General features: G+C 59.1%; 18 protein-coding genes. 8 read left to right on the forward strand and 10 right to left on the reverse strand.

Translation table 11 applies throughout. From position 1 onward, the window contains the following. Positions 1-182 precede the first annotated feature (182 nt). The 4 genes from DW352_RS18145 (at position 183) to DW352_RS18160 (ending at position 5,998) form a co-directional block, all read left to right on the forward strand. The gene (locus tag DW352_RS18145; RefSeq protein ID WP_162827036.1) at positions 183-1,526 is read left to right on the forward strand and encodes a VapE domain-containing protein; all 1,344 of its coding nucleotides are present in this window, start codon (positions 183-185) and stop codon (positions 1,524-1,526) included. 81 nt (positions 1,527-1,607) lie between these two features. Next, positions 1,608-3,662, forward strand: coding sequence for an AAA family ATPase (locus DW352_RS18150; protein ID WP_115692654.1), 2,055 nt, complete (start codon positions 1,608-1,610; stop codon positions 3,660-3,662). A 12-nt stretch (positions 3,663-3,674) separates the two neighbouring features. Beyond that, positions 3,675-4,859, forward strand: coding sequence for a hypothetical protein (locus DW352_RS18155; protein ID WP_162827037.1), 1,185 nt, complete (start codon positions 3,675-3,677; stop codon positions 4,857-4,859). Further along, positions 4,856-5,998, forward strand: a complete 1,143-nt coding sequence (locus tag DW352_RS18160; protein ID WP_115692656.1) for an AAA family ATPase — start codon at positions 4,856-4,858, stop codon at positions 5,996-5,998. The genes DW352_RS18155 and DW352_RS18160 overlap by 4 nt, the downstream gene beginning before the upstream one ends. 391 nt (positions 5,999-6,389) lie before the next feature. Here the strand turns inward: DW352_RS18160 and DW352_RS18165 are convergent, their stop codons facing one another. Together DW352_RS18165 and DW352_RS18170 are read right to left on the reverse strand one after the other, a co-directional pair. Continuing rightward, on the reverse strand, positions 6,390-6,731 hold the full coding sequence (locus DW352_RS18165) for a DUF3768 domain-containing protein (protein ID WP_115692657.1): 342 nt from the start codon (positions 6,729-6,731) through the stop codon (positions 6,390-6,392). A 198-nt stretch (positions 6,732-6,929) separates the two neighbouring features. Beyond that, a complete protein-coding gene (locus tag DW352_RS18170; protein ID WP_162827038.1) occupies positions 6,930-7,781 on the reverse strand; it encodes an ATP-dependent DNA ligase in 852 nt (283 codons plus the stop codon). A gap of 690 nt (positions 7,782-8,471) precedes the next feature. On the opposite strand from DW352_RS18170, the gene DW352_RS18180 reads away from it, so the two are divergent. Further along, the gene (locus tag DW352_RS18180; protein WP_115692660.1) at positions 8,472-9,008 is read left to right on the forward strand and encodes a DUF1236 domain-containing protein; all 537 of its coding nucleotides are present in this window, start codon (positions 8,472-8,474) and stop codon (positions 9,006-9,008) included. A gap of 68 nt (positions 9,009-9,076) precedes the next feature. Here the strand turns inward: DW352_RS18180 and DW352_RS18185 are convergent, their stop codons facing one another. Both DW352_RS18185 and DW352_RS26895 read right to left on the reverse strand, forming a co-directional pair. Then, positions 9,077-9,649, reverse strand: a complete 573-nt coding sequence (locus tag DW352_RS18185) for a diguanylate cyclase (protein WP_115692661.1) — start codon at positions 9,647-9,649, stop codon at positions 9,077-9,079. A gap of 58 nt (positions 9,650-9,707) precedes the next feature. Then, on the reverse strand, positions 9,708-9,851 hold the full coding sequence (locus DW352_RS26895) for a hypothetical protein (protein WP_162827039.1): 144 nt from the start codon (positions 9,849-9,851) through the stop codon (positions 9,708-9,710). Between the two features lie 218 nt (positions 9,852-10,069). Between DW352_RS26895 and DW352_RS26900 the strand changes: the two genes are divergently transcribed. After that, complete coding sequence (locus tag DW352_RS26900) at positions 10,070-10,321, forward strand: hypothetical protein (protein WP_162827040.1); 252 nt, start codon at positions 10,070-10,072, stop codon at positions 10,319-10,321. Between the two features lie 490 nt (positions 10,322-10,811). Here the strand turns inward: DW352_RS26900 and fdhD are convergent, their stop codons facing one another. After that, positions 10,812-11,693, reverse strand: a complete 882-nt coding sequence (gene fdhD / locus DW352_RS18195) for a formate dehydrogenase accessory sulfurtransferase FdhD (RefSeq protein ID WP_245434166.1) — start codon at positions 11,691-11,693, stop codon at positions 10,812-10,814. Between the two features lie 129 nt (positions 11,694-11,822). Here fdhD and DW352_RS18200 point away from each other — a divergent pair, with 129 nt between their 5' ends. Then, on the forward strand, positions 11,823-14,120 hold the full coding sequence (locus tag DW352_RS18200; RefSeq protein ID WP_210210016.1) for an FdhF/YdeP family oxidoreductase: 2,298 nt from the start codon (positions 11,823-11,825) through the stop codon (positions 14,118-14,120). Positions 14,121-14,298: 178 nt separating this feature from the next. Here the strand turns inward: DW352_RS18200 and DW352_RS18205 are convergent, their stop codons facing one another. Together DW352_RS18205 and DW352_RS26905 are read right to left on the reverse strand one after the other, a co-directional pair. Beyond that, positions 14,299-14,475: a DUF3606 domain-containing protein gene (locus DW352_RS18205; protein ID WP_115692664.1), complete on the reverse strand. Its 177-nt coding sequence runs from the start codon at positions 14,473-14,475 to the stop codon at positions 14,299-14,301. A 164-nt stretch (positions 14,476-14,639) separates the two neighbouring features. Continuing rightward, positions 14,640-14,813: a hypothetical protein gene (locus DW352_RS26905; RefSeq protein WP_162827041.1), complete on the reverse strand. Its 174-nt coding sequence runs from the start codon at positions 14,811-14,813 to the stop codon at positions 14,640-14,642. Between the two features lie 399 nt (positions 14,814-15,212). Between DW352_RS26905 and DW352_RS18210 the strand changes: the two genes are divergently transcribed. Beyond that, positions 15,213-16,226 (forward strand): DNA topoisomerase IB, encoded by a 1,014-nt coding sequence (locus tag DW352_RS18210; RefSeq protein ID WP_162827042.1) that lies wholly within the window; start codon positions 15,213-15,215, stop codon positions 16,224-16,226. Between the two features lie 84 nt (positions 16,227-16,310). Here DW352_RS18210 and DW352_RS18215 read toward each other — a convergent pair whose 3' ends face one another. From DW352_RS18215 to DW352_RS18225, 3 genes are all read right to left on the reverse strand, one after another. Continuing rightward, positions 16,311-17,099 carry an SDR family NAD(P)-dependent oxidoreductase gene (locus tag DW352_RS18215; RefSeq protein ID WP_115692666.1) on the reverse strand — a complete coding sequence of 263 codons (789 nt, stop codon included), beginning with the start codon at positions 17,097-17,099 and terminating at the stop codon, positions 16,311-16,313. Continuing rightward, positions 17,092-18,309, reverse strand: a complete 1,218-nt coding sequence (locus DW352_RS18220) for a zinc-dependent alcohol dehydrogenase (protein ID WP_115692667.1) — start codon at positions 18,307-18,309, stop codon at positions 17,092-17,094. Before DW352_RS18220 ends, DW352_RS18215 begins: the two co-directional genes overlap by 8 nt. Before the next feature lie 164 nt (positions 18,310-18,473). Then, the gene (locus tag DW352_RS18225) at positions 18,474-19,211 is read right to left on the reverse strand and encodes a DUF4396 domain-containing protein (protein ID WP_115692668.1); all 738 of its coding nucleotides are present in this window, start codon (positions 19,209-19,211) and stop codon (positions 18,474-18,476) included. Positions 19,212-19,295: the final 84 nt, after the last annotated feature.

Raw genomic sequence — 19,295 nt, forward strand, 5'->3', positions numbered from 1 at the left:
GGAGCCGCCGAAAGGCGCCTTTCCTTCTTTTAGCGGATCGTTTGGGTGATTTACGTGCGCCCTAGCCCCTTCCGACGTTGGCCGGCGCTCCAACTGATCGCATCTGATAAAGAGCTTATATTTTTTCCTTGGTACGGCCCCGTTCATTCCGGACGGGAGCGTCGAACTGTACCGGCTCTATCATGTCTCACGATTCTGACTATTCACTGCAACCAGCCCCAACCCATGACGACCTTCCTGAGAACCCTTCGACGCCCCTGGCGCCGGCGGCACTGGCCGATCCCTTCCAGGCGGTCACCGGCCCCCGTTCATTGGTCCCGATATATCTCGACTATCATGGGTTGATAGTAACTGCCGATGCCAATCTCAGACGCGCGGTCCCCGTCGGGGCCGATATGAGGGTGCGACTTCGTATCAAGCCCATCGATGACAAAATACTTACCGACGAGATTGTCGAATTCTGCGCGCGCGCCGGCTACGCCTTTGCCAAGGCAGACATCTCCCGTGCCGTACGTCTGACCATTCAGGACCGCGCGGTCGAGCGCCGGGCGGCGGTCATGGAACGACTGATCGAAACCGGCTTGACGCGAGAGGAGACCATGCGTGCGGACAAGCACTTCGCGCTCTTCGCCACGGTTTTCGATGCGCCGGAAGCGATCGTAGTTCGCGGTCTGAAGCAGTTCATGTTCCAGGTCAAGCGCAAGCAGCTTCAGGAGAAGGTCGGCCACCCGCTGATGCCGATCATCATGAACAGGGTGCAGGGCTCCGGCAAGTCGGAGCTCGTTCTCCGTATGTTGAAGCCGCTCGAGGAGTTGGCAAGCGATCCCGTTCCGTTTTCCGAGGTCGCCGATCCCCGTAGTAGCGCATTATTCTCCTATGCTGTCGTGAATATCGATGATGCGGGGCGCTTGAAGAGCGGCAACGTGCCGGACCTCAAAGCCGCGATTACGGCGATGCACAAGCAGAACCGTGTGCTTGGCACTTCGAAGCAGCGGCGGATCGTCAATCTGGCAAGCTTCATCGCCTCGACCAACGAGAACATCCTCTCGTTGGTGCCGGATGAGACCGGCCACCGTCGCTTCTTGCTCCTTCCCATGAAGAACGGTGCGGTCGAGAAGGGCGGATCGCCGGAAGTATGGTCGACCATTAACAGTTTGGACTTTGATCTGATGTGGCGATCGGTTCCGATCGATGGTGAGGAGCCGATCAAAGCGGTGCTTGACCAGTTGCACGTATATCAGGCCAGCTATGTGCCGCCGGATCCCATCTTGACGTGGCTTATGTCGTTTGATCCTTCTTCCGAGGCCGTTCGGAACATCACGGCGCCTCACGGTGACGGTGGGCAGAAGATTTATGCTGAGAAGCTTTATAAGCTTTATTGCGATGAGGCCGACGATCCGGTCACCAACACGTCGTTCGGCAAGGCCGTCAAGGGCTACATCGATGCCGGGCTGCCTGGGATTCCGTTTTCTGCACGGGAGCGCTCCAACGACGCGCGTTACTATGTACTGAAATCGCCGCGATGATGATCAGGCCTGCGAGGCGCTTCCGCTCGTCGTCTCGCAGGCCTACACGGCTACACACCCTACACGCCCTACAGTTGATCCATGACTACCGATCCAGAACGCTACGACAAGATTTATCGACCTAGAACGTTTTCGGAGGTTTTGGGTCAAGACGACATAGTGCGTCATCTCCGATCACTGATTGGACGGAATAAGCTTCGGCGCAATCTGCTTTTGTGCGGCGATCGGGGGGCAGGCAAGACTACCTTGGCGCGGCTTTACGCTGCGGCTCTCAATTGTGAGAGCAATCTGCCAGATGGATCGGCATGCGGCACCTGCGAAACCTGCAGGGATCCCAATGGTGGTGGTCTGTTCGAATACGACACCGCCGGCCTTAATAAGGAAGAGCGCGAGAGCATTGGTGCCCTTCTGGCCCAAGCACGGATATCGAAATGTCGAGGCAGCGTTAAGGTCATTTTCCTCGACGAAGCACATGCCCTAGATGACGACGCCATTGATCTACTTCTGAAAGAGATCGAGGATGATCGGCACGGCTTTGTGTTTTGCTTAGCCACGACGGCCCCTGCCAAGCTGGGTGAGGCGCTGATCTCCCGCCTGATGGTCCATAGGGTACGGGCTCTCGCGCCAGACACTGCCCTACAACTGCTCAGGGATATCGCAGCAAAGCAAAGCATTGATTACGATCCCAAGGCGCTGCAGCTTCTGGCCGCCGTAAAGAGGAATTATCCGCGTGATCTCGTCATTGGACTTGAGCAGATTTCCGGCCCTGGCGATCGGATCACCGTCGAACTGGTCAAGGAAGCGTTTGGCGTCGATCAAATCGACATCCTGCATGCCTACGGTTTAGCATTTGCCAAAGGGCAGTTTGATCGCGCGAGCGAGATTTTATCCGCTTGGCAGGAAAGCCCTCTTAGAAAAGCTGAATGGATTCGAAACTATATTGTATCCCTCTATTACAATGTGGTTTTGGGTCGGGATGTGGTGGTCGATCCCTTGCTGCACGGGGCGATCCGGGAACAGGGTGCGGTCGTATCAGAGCTACAGCAACGCCTGGGGCTGACCGCAGGCAGGGATCTCCGGGAACACTGGGAAAGCCTGTTGCAATTTTGGGCTCGTCATCGTCTCGATGACGACGCCGGCGCACAACTGACGATCGCATTGTTTGAACGGCAGATCGATATCTTGCGCGACGATTCGCCTCTGAGCGCATCTCGCTCTCCCATCGTCCCTGTGGCGCCGCCGCCGATGGTAGAAGCGAGCTCCGATGCAATGGGATGCACTGTCATTCGATCTGCCTCAGAGTATATGAGTGCGGCGGAGGTCCGCGAGATTATCAATCGCGCATCATTCTTCATCCAGCACCATGGAAAGCTCTTCAATGTTGCTCTGACTATGCGTCCCTTTGCAGCCTCGGAACCGGAAGCCGTTGAGGCGATTGCTGCATTCCGACGTAAACTTGCCGGCGTGTTGTCGGCAAAAGGTGAGGATGGGTGGGGCGGCGCGATCTTGATTGATCGCAGCGAAGAAAGGGGCGTTCACGCCCGCTTTACAGGCCATGTTCCGGGTGTTGCCGAGCAGTTCCGGCCAGAGTTCGAACAATTTCTCGGCGAATGCAGGCGCCGCGCCTCCGATGATGGCGATTGCGAAATCCAGAGCGAGGTTGCGCCGGCGGGCGGAAAGCAGGCTCTCCGGTTTCATTGGAAGGCCGTGCTGGATTTGTGCGCCAGCCTTTACGAACCGGGGCTCGATAGTTCATTTGCGAGCACTCGCCGCGGAATTCTCGATAGGCTCGGTGTCCGGGTTAAGGATCGACGTGATCCGCGGCCAATATCACCACCGCGTCTTAGTTTCATTGGCGGGCTGACAGATGAAGCCTTGCAAGAGGCGAGCCGCTTCAACATGACGTTTTTGTCCGCTTATGATGATAGTGCCTTCGATCGCATTCGTGACGGCTGGGAGCTAAAAGAGGCTGCAGACCGGCGTCGCGAGTTCAATGATCGGCAGACGAAATTCGCGTCCTTATCGCGGCAATTCACTGGCGATCAACTAAAGCAAGAGCAAGACGTCTTGCTTGGAAAGTGGCCATCAGACGCCAAATTCCGGCTGAGAAGTTGGCCGGTTTGGTGGCAGCAGTAGTGGGGTGGTTTCTTGCTCGACGTGGAGTTCTTAATGCGACCGCATTTTGCGGGAGCGATCATCTATCGATATCGATCCGGTATATTAGTGTCGCGTGTGATGCGCGCGATCGTATCTGAACTCGACCGCCAGGGGCTGATTCTCGAGGGCGTTCCCCTCTCGGGTTTGGACAAGTTTCTTATCTCGACGCAGCTATTTGAGATGGCCGCGTTCTGCGATGTAAAAACCCGCCAAGTGTCAGAGGCGGTCAAAGAAAATCTGACGGCTCCGAATGGCAAGAAAATGGTTCTCTTCATCGCCCATAACAATCCGCTGTTCGATGACCCTCTTTGGACGGAGATTGGCAAGCGGTGCCAGATCATAGAGGAGCCGCTCGTGACGCCGTCGACTATGTCGGCAGTTATGAGCTACTTCTGGTCAACAACGGACATGCCATTCGGTCCAATTAATCCTGGCGCGTTCGAAGCCTTGCTGTGGCCGCTAATGAATTGGCAGGAGGAGTGGGAGCTCAATGAGTTCTGGCGCCGCTTAGACGAGCTTCTGGTGTATTTTGACGAAGTTACAGGCACCTTTTCCGATCTAGCTATAAGCACGCAGGCTTCCGAACGTCGTGCGTTTCTCCGACCACTTCGTCGTCTTGTCGAGAACGAGGAACGGGATGCCATCGACCAATTTGTAAGAAGCGTTGCGGATCGGCTACGCCAGCGCGAAGGGCGCCCGGTCGATGCCATCGCTGACTTGTATCGGTTCACGCGCGAACTGCTCTCGAATGAGGCTAGCGTGATACGTAGCCCAGAGAGCCACTTGCTGTGGGCGGTGGCCGTGTTGGTCGGGGGTCGACGCTTGAATGCATTGTTGAACGAGGCACAAGAGGACATCACGCCACATGCGGACGGCCTCGTGACAGCGTTCGATCTTCTCTGCCGCGACTTTCATTCACGCCAGCGCATTCGAGCGACGACCAATCCGTTCGCAGATTGGTGGGAGGAGCTCGACGCTATTCTGATGAACTTTGCCGAATGCCAGCCGCGTCGGTGGCTGACCCCAGAAGAGCGCACGGTGTTGCAACTTGCGACCAATCTGGCCGCCATTGGGAACGGAGCCGACAGTCCGGCGTGGGTTGCAAGACTCGGATCACTTGTTGGGAGCGCCGCTCGGGAGCGTCGTGAACGGGAGCTCGCTCGGTCCGCAGCATGACGATATTGACGCCTGATATTGAGCATTCATGTTTTCCGCCCCGCTCTCTTGCTGACATCGTCGGGCAGAAACAGGTAGTGGAGCGGCTTAGAAGCCGTTTTCGGCGCAATCAGCATGACACAGCACTTCTTCTTTACGGCCCTGATGGCGTAGGCAAGCGGACCGTCGCCAACCTGTACGCGAGGGCATTGCTGTGCGACCAGCCGAGAGCAGATTCGGCTGTACCGTGCGGAGTGTGTTCTGCCTGTCGAACTCCCGTAGGCAACAACTTCGATTGTCTCGAAATCGAAGCGGGCATCAGCAGCGCCAAAGAGAGAGTTCGTGAGTTGAAGGAAAAGCTGAGCGAGTGGCTCCGCACAGTCCCCATTGGTCCCCGTCATATCTTGATCGTCGACGGCTTCGAGCGTGCGTCGCCGGAATTGGTTGACGCGCTTCTTAAGCCGCTCGAGAAGGAGGAGAACGAGAGAGCGCCGGCCACACCTACAACGGTCATTTTTCTTACCGAAACGCTTGAGGGGGTGCGCCAGGCCGGGCAATCGAGATGTGAGGTCGAGCGTCTTCGACCGCTCCCTGACATCGAAGCTCGTTGCTTAATCGCGCGGATGCTTAGCGCCCGGGGGAACGTCAGGCTTGATGACGATGCGTTTGACTCTTTTGTTGTTGGAAGCCGAGGCCTGCCGGGCTTGATTGCTCACGCGCTTGATAGTCTTTCAAATGACGCCAATGTAGATGCACGGCACATTCGCCAAATCTTCGATATCGATTGGGCGGATAGCGCAGGATCGTATTGGTTGAAACTGTTCGAGAGGTCCCCGAACGAGGAACAGCGGGATTCGTTTTCGACCGACTTTCCCATAGCGACTTTAGTTTCAAGGTTGCGAGGAGTTTGGGCCCGTCTATATGCATCAATGGTGAACTCTCGACCTATCCGGTTTGATGAGCCGGCGCTCCACTTTTTAGATGAAGCACTCCTTCAGCGCCTCTGTCAGCACCTGAAGGAGCGCGCGTTTCGGAAAAAGCAGGGCGTTATGGCGCTTTGGTCCGACATTGCCGGCGTACTGCTCCAAGAGAACTTCGCCGACGAAGGCGGAAGATGCCTGCTTGAACGAGAAGTCGCAGCCCTGATCCGAGTGGACTAGATGTTGGAGGCCCCGTCACAACGTTCAGTCGGTGGAAAATAGCGGGCACCCAATGACTGGGGTGTCATCTGACCACGGGAAGTCGGCGCGCGGCCGGCGGTTCGAACTTCCGGAAGCGGTAGCTGGATAGACACAAGGAGCTGATCCAAATGACCCGTCGAGCAATGGCGGCGCTCTCCATCAGGGTGAGCCGTAGGAGGAGCGGAGCCATCCGATGAGAACTTCGCTTGCTCGCTCGAGTGACGGCAGTGAGCGCTCTTACGGAGTGCGTATGGGGAGCAACTGAGTTCGACGTCGCGATGTGCGCAGGGCTCTCACTGTATCTACTAAAACTCATACATTCTTGCATAAAGGAGGCTCTCATCGGGCTACTCACGTTCGAGAGGAGCTTTCAGTACTCCGACGCGTGCATGATGGTGAGGACGCGGGTCGTCTTGCCGGGATCGGCAGGATCGTCCGATCCACCTTCTAGAGTTCGGTCGTAGTAATCGATTTTCCAGAAGAACGATTGTTCGCCGACGGTGACGGCGCCGAAATCGTGTTCGCTATAGGGATCATTGTCGCCCTCAAATGCGGTGAACTCACGCACTTGACGGAGGAGATCATTTCTGACGGCAAGATCAAGCTCTTCGACGCCGGGCGTGATCATAACTCTGCCGCCGATAAATGTGCGCCGGAAGCTGTCATTCAGCTGTCGAATTCGTTCAGCTTTCGCACTCGAGGACTGTGTCATGGGCGACTCCTTGTCGCCCTTTATTCAGTGTTAGGTCACCGAACTTTACCGAACGCCTCGTCCCGCGACCTAATCGAGCCTTTTTGCGAAGATCGTCCACTCTGCGTGGACCGCTCTCCTCGGGTTTGAACGCGACCTGGATTCAACATGAGCAGGATGGCAAGGCGGCAACGCTGTCGACTGCGTTTTCGCCCCACCTCAGATGATTGGTGGCACCGCTAGCGCCCTACCGGCCGCAGCTTTCGGCGATCGATAAAAGGCAACCGCCACCGGAGAGCGAGGAATCCCGTTAGGCGTTAATCCGAAATGCCGGACTGTCGCCGACTTGAAGTCGCCGTTTAACAAGGCTCTCGCATAAGAGCGATCGCACTTTAGGTTTGCCTTGAAGGTTCTTCCATCCGGAAGCTGCAGGGTGACGCGTTGAGCAAAGCCGGAGGCCGCTCCTCCAACCTCCTCAAACCCCAGAATATCAAATTCATCGTCATCAAAGGGCTTGAGTTTGAGAAGGTTGGAAGTTCGGCCTTGGACGTATTGGGAATCGCTGCGGATCATCACGCCTTCATAGCCGTCCGCGAGCGCCGTTTTGAGATGAGCGTCCAATTCGTCGCGAGAGGAAGCAGAAGACGTCTCGACAACTCCGATTGGACTTCGCGGGCCGGAAAGGAATGACCGCAGTTGGTCAAGAATGCTCACTCGTTCCGAGAACGACGCGGGCGATGAAGGGACATCGTACACATGGAATTGGAGGAATGGTGCACTTCCGGCAGGCGCCGGCATCCGTCTGTTTGCCGCGCTGATGATGGAAAAAAGATCGTCGCAAAGATCGTGATGGTACAGTTCGCCGTCGAGTATCAAATCCGGATGTCCGTCGAAGACCGCCTTTAGGGCTAGCTCGATGTGGGGACAAGAAGTAATCCGGCGGCCGGAGCGCGACCACAGGCCGTCGGCCGCCGCGATTGCGCGCACTCCGTCGAGCTTGGGTTGTGTGAAGAAGCGGTCGGGCAGCTTGCCGCAATATTTGCGGGCTAGCATCGGCCGTATGAAGGGCATGGGGCGCTCTCCAGGAGTCCTCTGACTGCCTGGAGATTCAATCCGGGGCTCTAGAACTTGTGTGCAGGAGCAAGATCTCAGTCTGTCCTCTCGGATTTCGACCATGAAATCGAGCGGAGAGTTTGGGCGGGGAAGTATGGTGTTTGTAACTCCGCTTCTGAGTCCGCGCGTAGTCGCGCGCCAGCGCTCCGCTCTTCGCGCCGGCATCGTGTTCGTGCAAAAAGCGCAATAGCCCTTTTTTCCGAAAGCCCCACGCTTCATCTGTTCTTCCAAACGGGCCTAGAGTGTGGCCTCAAGGATCGCCCCGCCTAGCTGCACCACATCCTTCAGTCCGCTGCCTATTTATCGTCCGTGCCGTCGCCCGCCTTGGACGGAGCCTCGGGATATCGACGGTCAGCGGCAATGGTCCTCAGTTGCGCCTGCTTAAGTCTTGGCAGATGCACGGCGGAGTCGATCAGCAAAATCACTTGCTGAGCTGAGAACCTCCAAGTCGAGGCCTCAGACCGGAAACCCTCGCCGAAAGAGCGCATGGAAGCGCTATCGCGTGAAGCTGTCGAGGCGTTTTGATGCACGGCATTCGGAGGCGCACAGTTCCTCTCCGAGGGTTCCAATGCGGAGACGCCGAACCTTTATAAGGCGGGATTGTTGCACTTAGGTGCGTTTGCTCAGTGGATATGACGAGTAGTGGAAATGAAAGATGATCTATCGCGTGAGCAGGAACAACGTGGCACATCCCAGGTGTTGGTCTGGGGCATGTCCGTCGCTGTCGTGCTCATATTGCTGTCGTTCGTGTGGCTGGTCGTCCCGATTTCCGAAAGGAGGACGGATCAATCGGCCGGCGGACGCTCGGTCCAGACGCAGGGGACAAGCACTGTTGCGCGCGATACGCCACCGCCGCCTGCGTCGAGCCCCAACGCATCGTCGCCGGCGACCGTGGGTCGGAACCAGGATATCACAGCTTCGAGTAGCGCTTCGGTTGCATTCACTTCGCAGCAAGTTGACACGATCAAGAAGTTTGCAGGCTCAGCTCCGCAGGTCGAGCCGGGGACCTTCACTTTATCGGTCGGTGCAGCGGTCCCGCGGAACGTGGAAGTTCACGACATGCCCGGGGACCTGGGCCAGGCGCTGCCGTCTTATGCTCGGGATCAGTATCTGGTTGCCGGTGATCGCTTCGTGATCGTTGAAACGAGTACGCAACGCATTATCGCCATCGTGCCGATCAGTTAAGCTGCAAGCGGTTACCATTGCGGTCCACGCAGGAGCGGAGCCCGCTTCGTGGCAGGTGTGATCGGTTCCTAGCTGTCGCGCCGGATGCTGTCCGACCGTGAGGTTCTTTCTGCGCGAAGCCCCCGCCATAGCTCTTCCAGGTAAGGCAGGACCTCGAACAAGAGGACAAGGGCAAGGATTGTGACGACGTAGGTCACTCCGAGGGGTGGCGACTTCCATGCGATATCAAATCGCGCGGGCGCCATGCCGAACAATGCGATGAACTGGTCCCAATGCAAGGCCACCACCATGAGCAGCGCCATCAGAGGCAACATCTCCAGGAAGCTGTGAATGTGTTGCTCGAGCGGTGTGACCTCGCGCGTCGCGACTGCGTAGCGGACGTCCCATAGTGCCGTCACCTCGTGCAGTGCGAAGCAAATGATCATCACGGCGATGACGAGCGTGTTGATCTCCAGAAAAAGGGCCGCGAGCACCGGAATGGCCATTTCTCCGAACTGTAACAAATGAAGGAGGGACTCCTTCCAGCCGCTCGTGTGTTCGATGTCCGCATGGCGATGACACAGATAATCGGCAAAGCCCGCCGCGAGCCACAGCGGCAGGACGAAGTACATCAGGGTGTTTTGGGTAACTTCGGAAGCCATTAGATGCATTTGTGCTCGCGTGATCACGGTAACGCCGCGGACGGCGTGGTGCGACAGATCAGCGGCGGTCGAAGTTGCGGCGTGTGGCTTCGTCGGCCGTGCCCTGCGCCTGCCTTGGACGCTTACTGCGCCGCACGCCGTAGACCAGTATGGCGAGAAGGATAAGTGCGCCGGCGCCGAACAACGCTTCTTGAATACCCATGGCTTTCCCTCGTTTCCAGGCCAACGGGGCGAACTTGCTCTTGTTCCGCAGCGCCAAAGTCGCAGAGGCGTCGCATCCCACCGTCGTTTGTCCGGCGTCGCCAAGGAACGGCCGGACGACCTCGGTGGTTTTACTGGCTGTGTCCCAGTGCCACGCATGCGGAAGCTACTGTTCCGGCGGTCCGCCTTAAATCATCTGCCCCACATAAGGATCTGGCAATGTTGAAACGCAACTCCGACGCCTCGCAGACGCCGCCCAAGTCGGATCTCGTTGACCGAAGGAAGGGCGCTTACGACAATGTCGTGCCGCCATCATCAACACCGCTCAAAGAGCATAGAGATGGTCACGAGCCGCAGCGTGGTTCGGCTGCCATGCCCGAGACGGATCCTCCGGATGAAAGCGTGCCTGAGGGCCTCCAGCGTAGCCGCAAAGGCGCCTACAGCCCGGTTCGAGGACGGAGAAAGGAATAAAGTGGGTACAACGTTCTGACGTGTGTGCCGGATCGACGTGTCATAACAGAAGGGAGTTTGCGAGTAACAGCAGGGAGGCTACGAGCGCTACTGCCGTGAGGGCTACGACGGCAACCAGAATCCAGGCCGCGCCCATTACGTGCCGACGCGGCTCGGCATCATCGTTAGCTTTGATCTCCCTTGCCGCTGCCGTCGTGACCGCTTCTGAGCGCACAGGCGTGCCCGCAGCCTCTTCGTCCGTGCCGAGGGGTGCTGCGGCCGGGTCAGGCCAGTTCACCTTGTCGCGTGTGCGGCCGTGATCGATGGCATTTCGTAGCCGATTGACCGAGCCATCGGTCTCGCGTGGAAGGCGCTCGCTTTGCTCCATGGCCGGTGCAGTTCCCAATGAATGTTAGGGCGCGCACCGCTTTCCGCCGGCGCGTTGTCCGTATAGAACTCTAAGCGCTTGCGATAGCGGACGTTCCGCGACAAGGATCGGCCAACGCGGGCGTCAGCGATGAGCGGAACCCTGGTCGTGGTCGTGCGCGCCATCGATCACTTGCGCCAATGCACCATCGGTGATCCGATGCCCGTGGCAAAACACCTGGTAAGTATCGCCACGGACGACGCCCACGAGGGTGACGTTAGCGGCGGCGGCGGTGCGCACGGCCAAGGCGGTCGGCGCTGACACGGCGACCAGGACGGGCGCACCGATCACAGCCGTTTTCTGCACCATTTCGACAGAGACCCGGCTGGTAATGACGAGCAGCCCGCGACTCGCATCGACGCCGTCGCGTTTCAGCGTCCCGCCCAGCTTGTCGAGCGCATTATGTCGGCCGACGTCCTCTCGGAGGGCGATCAGTCCGCGGCCAGGGCAGTAGTAGCCGGCTGCGTGGGCGGCGTGAGTCGCTTGATGAAGTCTTTGCAACGCAGCGAGAGAAGCGACCGCATCGGCAATTTCTTTCTCGGAAACGGTAGTATCTGCCGCAACCCGTTTCAGCGGCCGCATCGCCTCTGAGAGGCTCTCGATGCCACATAGGCCGCAGCCGGTCGGACCGGCGAGATGGCGTCGACGGGTCTGGTAAGCCGCCGTGCGTGCGCTGTTCAACCAGAGGCGCAGTTCGATGCCATGTTCCGCCGGCTGGACCGTGAGCGCGTCCAACTCTTCCAGGCCTTCGATCAAGCCCTCGTTCAAACTGAAGCCAATGGCGAAGTCTTCGAGATCGGCGGGCGTCGCCATCATCACCGCCTCGGTCGTACCGTTGTAAACGAAGGCGATTGCGGTCTCTTGGACGAGCGCGCGGGTCGAGAAGAAACCCCTCCCATCCTCGTTGCGTCCGCTGAAGGGGACGGTCTCGGCCGCCATCGGCTCGTCAACGGTATCGGCGGTCATCGCAGGCTCCCGGACGTCTCACCTTAATAGACGCGCGAGAAATCAACCGGTTCCCGGAACGTGGTCCTGACAGAATTGTTGATGCGACAGGGCGACGATCCGTTTCGCATTCATTCAAGCAGGTGTCTTATGTCATCGCGCCCACGTACGGAGCCCGAGGTCGAACAAAAGCCGGACGCCGCCGGCGGCTGGGGCTCGGTGCACGCCCTGACAAGCATTCTTGCGCGTGAACAGGTGCCAGCACTCGGCACCGAAATCTTGATGAAGCAGAATAAGACGGACGGCTTCATGTGCGTCAGTTGCTCATGGGCCAAGCCGGCAGAGCCGCATGCGTTCGAATTCTGCGAGAACGGCGCCAAGGCGACGATTTGGGAGATTACGGAAAAGCGTACCACGCCCGAGTTCTTCGCCGAGCATACGGTCAGCGAATTGCGTACATGGTCGGACCATGCGCTGGAGCAAAACGGCCGGCTGACGCATCCAATGCGCTACGACGCCGCCAGCGATAAATACGTGCCGGTCGGATGGGACGAAGCGTTTGCGGCGATCGGCGCCGAGCTTAAGGCGCTTGAGCCCAGGTCGGTAGTCATGTATTCGTCCGGCCGTGCGTCGCTCGAAGCGAGCTACATGTACCAGTTATTCGGTCGCATGTACGGCACCAACAATTTCCCCGACTCGTCCAATATGTGCCATGAGTCGACGTCGGTTGGCTTGCCGCCGGTGATCGGCTCTCCGGTCGGCACAGTGCTCCTGTCGGACTTCGATAAGGCCGAATGCATCTTCTTCTTCGGGCAGAACACGACGACCAACTCGCCACGCATGCTGCATCCGTTGCAGGGCGCAGTTAAACGGGGCGTGCCAATTATCACCTTTAATCCCCTGCGCGAGCGGGGGCTGGAGCGCTTCGTCGATCCGCAAAGCCCGACGCAGATGATCGCCGGGGGCACGCGTATTTCCTCCCAATACTGTCAGGTCCGCGTCGGCGGCGATATCGCGGCGATCGTCGGACTGTGCAAGGCCGTCATCGAAGCCGACGATGTGGCGAAGCAGATCGGAGGTCCGCGTATTCTCGATGTGGGCTTCATCGAAGAACACACGCACGGCTTCGAGGCGTTTGCGGCGTGCTGCCGGGATCAGGCGTGGGCCGATCTCGAAAGGATATCGGGCGTCAGCGAGGCCGAGATCCGTCGCGCGGCAGGCGCCTATATCCACGCGAGTGCCGTCATTGCAAACTACGGCATGGGCGTGACCCAGCACGAGTACGGTGTCGAGACGGTGCAGATGATCGTCAATTTGCTGCTGCTGCGCGGGAATATCGGCAAGCCGGGCGCAGGTATCTCACCCGTGCGCGGTCACTCGAACGTGCAGGGACAACGCACGGTCGGCATCAGCGAGAAGACCAAGTTGGTCCCGCTGGATGCGCTGGAGGAACTCTACCAATTCGAGCCGCCCCGGGAGGACGGCCTGGCGACGGTCGACGCCTGCAAAGGCATCCTCGACGGCACGGTGCGGGGATTCATCTCACTAGGCGGCAATTTTGCGCGCGCCGTGCCCGAGCGATCACTGATCGAACCGGCCTGGATGAAGATGCGGCTTTCGGTGCAGATTGCCACCAAGCTCAATCGAACGCATCTTCTGCCAGGCGAGGCCACCTATCTGTTGCCGTGTCTTGGTCGCATCGAGATCGACCGACAGGAGACTGGTCCGCAAGCGGTTTCCATGGAGGACTCGACCGCTTGCATCCACGGATCGCGCGGCCAGCGCGAGCCGGTAAGCGAGCACGTGCGCTCCGAGCCCTTCATCGTGGCGGGCCTTGCCAAAGCCACGTTGCCCCCCAATCCTTCCGTCGACTGGGACAAATGGGTCAGCAACTACGCATTCGTACGCGATGCGATTGAGGCGACCTACCCGGATCAGTTCAAGGATTTCAATAAGCGGATGTTCACACCGGGCGGCTTTCCGCGGCCCATTGAGGCGCGCGAGCGCGTTTGGAAGACACCGAATGGCAAGGCGAATTTCACCGTGCCGGAGAGCCTTACCAATCGCCGCGAACAGGGAGCCGATATCTATCAGCTCGTCACGTTGCGCGCCGACGGGCAGTTCAACACGACCGTCTATAGCGAAGACGATCGCTTCCGGGGCGTCAAGGGCGGACGCAACGTCGTCCTGATGAATGAGAAGGACATGGCGCGGCTCGCGCTGAAAAAAGGCGATATGCTGATCTTATCGACGGCGGTCGACGATGGCATTCGGCGGGAACTCGGCGGCCTAATCGTGCTGCCTTATGACATCCCGGAGAAGTGCATCGCGGGCTATTATCCCGAATGTAATGTGCTCATTCCGCTCTGGCACTTCGCAAAGGAGAGCAAGGTGCCGGCGGCGAAATCGGTCCCCGTTCGGGTGACAGTTCAGCACGAGGGGGGATAATTGCGGACGGCCCTAGCCCAAATGAAGGGCAACGCTGACGGCTGTGCTACCAACGTTCTACGACACGACAGAGCTGTACAATACGGCCGGAGATCGCGCTGGTTCAGCAGGAGCTCCGGATCTGTGCATCGGAACTATGATGCCGAAGTACCGGCCGGTGCACTCCGCCTGCCCTCGCTCACTTCCTCAGCGCCGCCTCGACGGCGCTCACCGAATCGCCGACGCGGTCCACGATCTTCTTAAGACAGTCCGGCGTGATCCCAAATTTCTGACTCCAGTAGCGGAGTTCATAATCTTCGCCGACGTTGATCCGCCCGCGGTCGTGGATGCCGCGGTTGAGTTTGCTATTGTCCATACGTTCTCCCACTCGTTAGGCGTTCCGCTATCCAAAGTGTGAGTGCGTCATGTTGACAGCCGCATTTAAGAGCCGCCTTCCGAAAACGGCCGTGCGTTCTGGAAATTTGTAGGAGTCTTGCTTAAGGCATTACGTGAAGATCTTGGCCTCGTCACGCAGTCTCTTTAAGTCTTGCCCGAAGAGGTCCCGAGTTGTCCTGTAGATGGTGAGCAGGCCTTCGGCACGTTGATCTCACGGTCGAGCGCTGGCAGCTCGGCGATGCGTCTCTCCTGCGCGGCGATAATCCGCCGGCGGGTAACGACACGACGAACGGCGATTTGCCGGCGGTTTTCAGTCATCGGCTTGTAGCCTCTGTCCGGGCACCATGTTCCCTACCTGCAGCTATGTTCGGCGATTGCGGCAATTTGTGCACGCGCGATAAAAGTTCGGTCATTTTTGAGAACGCACCGAACGCGCCCGCCGCATTTCGACAAGGAGAAAATCGCCTTTCCGCTTAGGGTCGAGGTCGACATAATCATTGCCCTTGTTCTCCTATTCGACATTCTCCCTTACGTGGAACGAGTTGCGGCGTCGTCTTTGTGCCCAAGACGCGTTGCGGTCAGGAACTCTCCGCGGCTGCACCGGCCGACGTCATGACTAAATGACGGTAGCTTGCAATGGAACCGGCGGCGGGGAACTGCATTCCTCCGAATGCCATGCATCAAAACGCCCGGACAACCTCTCGCGATAACGTCTTCATGCGCTCACTGGGCCTGCGGTACGCGACGGTCGAGGAACTGACGATCCGGCGCCGCCGCAACGGCACAGGTTTCGTCTATGTCAACGGTCGGGGCCGTCGGCTGCGCGACGAACGGACGATCTATCGTCTAAAGCGGCTCGCCGTTCCGCCGGCGTATGAAGACGTCGTCTACGCCGACGATCCACACGCACACCTGCAGGCCCGCGGCCGCGATAGCGCTGGGCGCGCGCAGTATCGCTACCATCCCGATTGGGAAAAGGTCCGGGAGTTGCGCAAGGCGCGGCGGCTGGCCAAGCTTGCCGTGCTGCTGCCGAAGGTGCGTTCCTGGGTCGCGCGACAACTCCGCGGCGTCGAGCCCACGAAGGACTTTGCGGTCGCATCCGTCATCGCACTTGTCGCCGCAACGGCCCTGCGGCCAGGCAGCGAAGCTTACGTCCAACAGCATGGCACACGCGGCGCCGCGACTCTGCTCAAGTCCAACATGTCGATCAGAGGGGCGACCATTGTCCTGCGCTTTCGGGGCAAGGGCGGCAAGGCCATCGAGAAAACGGTGGAGTCGCGCCCGCTCGCGCGGGCCCTCAAGCTCCTTTGCGCGGTTCCTGGCAAGCGGTTGTTTCAATATCGCGCCGAGGACGGTGTTGTTCGTCATCTGCGGCGGCGCGACATCAACATTGCCCTGCGGGCGATCACGAAACAGCCCATAACCCTCAAGGACTTTCGGACATTGAACGGCTCAGCCATCGCCTTGCAAGAGCTGGCCGCGATCGAGGCCAAAAGCAGCATCCGAGGACGTCGGCGTCAGATTCTGGCCACCATGCGATGTGTCGCTGCCGAACTCGCCAATACGCCGTCGGTCTGTCGCAAGAGTTACGTGCACGCCGCGGTCGTTGAGGCTTTCGAGTCCGGTATGTTGCACGCCTTGGCGCGCAAGCACGCCGGCCTGCGCGCGCCACGCCTGCGCGAAAAGCTGTTGATGGAGGTCCTCGCGACGACCGACCACTTGCGCGGATGACGTCCGTGCCTTGGTCTAGGGCATATGCGGCCCGTTATTGCGGAAGCCGCACCGGTCGCACGAAGGAGGACAAGCGGCCCTCTGCTACTTCTCGCCTGTCCCCGGCGCTGCCATGCCCGCGTGCTGCTTTGCCAGCGCCTCCGCCGGCATGACGTGCGAGGCGGCGGCCATCATCTTGTTCTGCCAGCCGCTCACCACACCGCCTTCGCCCGCCATCATGGCCTCGAATCCGTCTTTCGCCACTGTGGCCGGATCGGCCTTTTCTTCGGTGCCGACCTTAGTATCCATCATGTCGGCACGCCGGAAGAACTCCGTATCCGTGGGCCCAGGCATAAGACAGGTAACGGTGACGCGCGTGTCCTTCAATTCCTCGCGCAAGGCATACGAAAACGAGTCGAGAAACGCTTTAGTGCCATTATAGACGGCCTGATACGTGCCCGGCATGAAACCGGCGATCGAGCCGGTGATGAGAATCTTCCCGTCCCCTGCCGTGCGCATATCGCGGCCGACTTTTTGGATGAGATAGAGCGTCCCGGTGACGTTGGTATCGATGACGTAACGCGCGTCTTTCCAGTCCTGGTCAAGGAACGCTTTGCCAAGTCCTCGACCGGCATTGGCAATCAAGACGGCAACCGTCCGGCCGCCGATCGCGTCATAAAGCTTGTCGACCCCGGCCTCCGTCGCCAAGTCCGCAGTAACGGCTTCGACGCCGACGCCCTCGCGTCGTAGGAGGTCGGCCGCATCGGCGATTTCCGGTTCGTTCGCCGTCACGACAACCTCGAATCCATGTCGCGCGCATTGCTTGGCGAGTTCGAAGCCGATACCCGTCGATGCGCCGGTGACGACCGCCAATTTCTTCGTCGCATCAAGCATAAGCGATCTCCTTCTTCACCTTGCGAGTTTCCGTCATGCCGGGTTTGAGGACGACCTTGATGCAGCCGTCCTCCTTGTTGCGGAAGGTTTTGTAGAGTTCAGGCCCCGCCTCGAGCGGAGCTTCGTGCGTGATGACGAAGGATGGATCAATCTTGCCTTCTTCGATCAACTTCATCAGTCTCGGCAGATAAGCCTGCACCGGCGTCTGCGCCATGCGGAACGTCAATCCTCGGTTGATCGCCGAGCCCATCGGAATTTTGTCGAGAAAGCCACCATAGACGCCGACGATAGACACCGTGCCGAAGTTGCGGCAGCAATGGATGGCCTGCCGCAGCACATGCGGCCGGTCCGTTCCCATGAAGGTCGCGGTCTTCACACGGTCCCAACGGGAATCGAGGCTGGCTGCGGGCTCCGCCTCCGTGCCGACCGCGTCGATACAGGCATCGGCACCGCGTCCGTTGGTCAGCTCCATAATACGGTCGTAGACATCCTCCTCGAGGAAGTCGATTACGACGGCGGCGCCTGATTGTTTCGCGAGCGCCTTGCGCTCGGCAACGGTTTCGATCGAGATCACGCGTTCGGCGCCGAGCATCAACGCGCTACGGATCGCGAATTGACCCACCGGGCCTGCGCCCCAGATGGCAACCGTTTCGCCACCTCTCAGCTGACAAAAATCGGCGGCCATGAAGCCGGTCGGAAAGATATCCGAGAGAAAGAGCACCTGATCGTCCGACAGGCCATCCGGCACTTTGATCGGGCCGACGTCTGCATAGGGAACGCGCAGATATTCCGCCTGACCACCTGCGTAGCCGCCGGTGAGATGCGAATAGCCGAAGAGACCGGCGGGATAGTTCCCCCACAACTTCGACGCCTTCTTGTGACCGGGATTAGTGCGTTCGCAGCCGGAAAAGAACCCATTCTGGCAGAAGAAGCATTCGCCGCAGGCGATCGTGAAGGGTACGACCACCCGATCACCGACCTTCAGCTTCTTGTTCTCGGCGCCGACCTCGACCACCTCTCCCATCGTCTCGTGGCCGAGCACGTCGCCTCTCTTCATTTCCGGGATGATGCCGCCGTAGATGTGCAGGTCCGAACCGCAGATCGCGCACGCTGTCACTTTGATCACGGCGTCGCGCGGATGTTCGATCTTCGGATCCGGAACCTCCTCACATCGGATATCGCCTTTGCCGTGCCACGCCAGTGCTTTCATGACCGTCCGCTCGATAGGGGGATGACCATGACGACAACGTACCCAGGCGCGACATGTTCAGGGGTAAAACAACCTATTTGTGTTCCCCCTGTAGGCCGCAAAGAGAGGCAATGCAGATCGACGCACTTTAGCGCGTGGCCCGTGCGGCAAGGCAGGCGTAACCGCTACATCCGCTCCTTGATTTTCGCCGTGATGAGCCACCAATTCACCGGATAGCTGGTGACGAAACCCGCGATCATGGCGATCTGCATCGTGAACCAGAACTCAACGCTGTCGGTCTCGAGGGGCGCGTTGAGCAAGATGCCGAACAGATAGAACTTGGCGATGGCCATGACGCCGTACATGCCGACCTGCCAAGCGGTAAGGGACAAAGCATCGGCCTTGAGGGCCTGCGCGAGGCCCTCCCAGACCGACAGTTGCCGCATCGGCTTAATGGTGAAGTACTGAAAGGCGATGCCGATCGCGAAGGCAAAAATGTAATCGAGAATCCAGACGGCGAACATCTTCTCCGAAAACAACGCCTTCCAACCGAACCACAACGGAACCGCAGGCAGGAAGAAAGCGAGCGTCTCCGCGAGGATGTCGCCTAGCGTGCAGCCCGCGCCACAATGCAAGGCGCCCTTGGCCACCATCATCGGGAACGGCGTGCCCGCCTTGTTCGGCGGCTGTCGCTGCTCGCGACTCGTCGCCGCCTTTATGTACTTCCTTGTCCCCAGGCACCCGTACTGAAAATAGAATGAGAGGACGAGGACGCCGCCGAACAGAGCAACCACCGGCCACACGACATTCATGATCCACATATGCTGCGGCCGCCGGAACTCATCCGTCGCAATAATCGTTGCGCAGCCTATGCCCGCGGCTAGGCAGGCGATCGCAAGAACGTGCAGCCAAGGGGGGACCATGTCGGCCAACGCGCATTAACCGGTATCGTTCGGCCGCGCCGGCGGAACCAGCGCCCGCGCATGGCGGTTAGCAGAGGGGCTTTC

Origin of the sequence: Pseudolabrys taiwanensis (assembly GCF_003367395.1) — a bacterium.
Taxonomy (GTDB): domain Bacteria; phylum Pseudomonadota; class Alphaproteobacteria; order Rhizobiales; family Xanthobacteraceae; genus Pseudolabrys; species Pseudolabrys taiwanensis.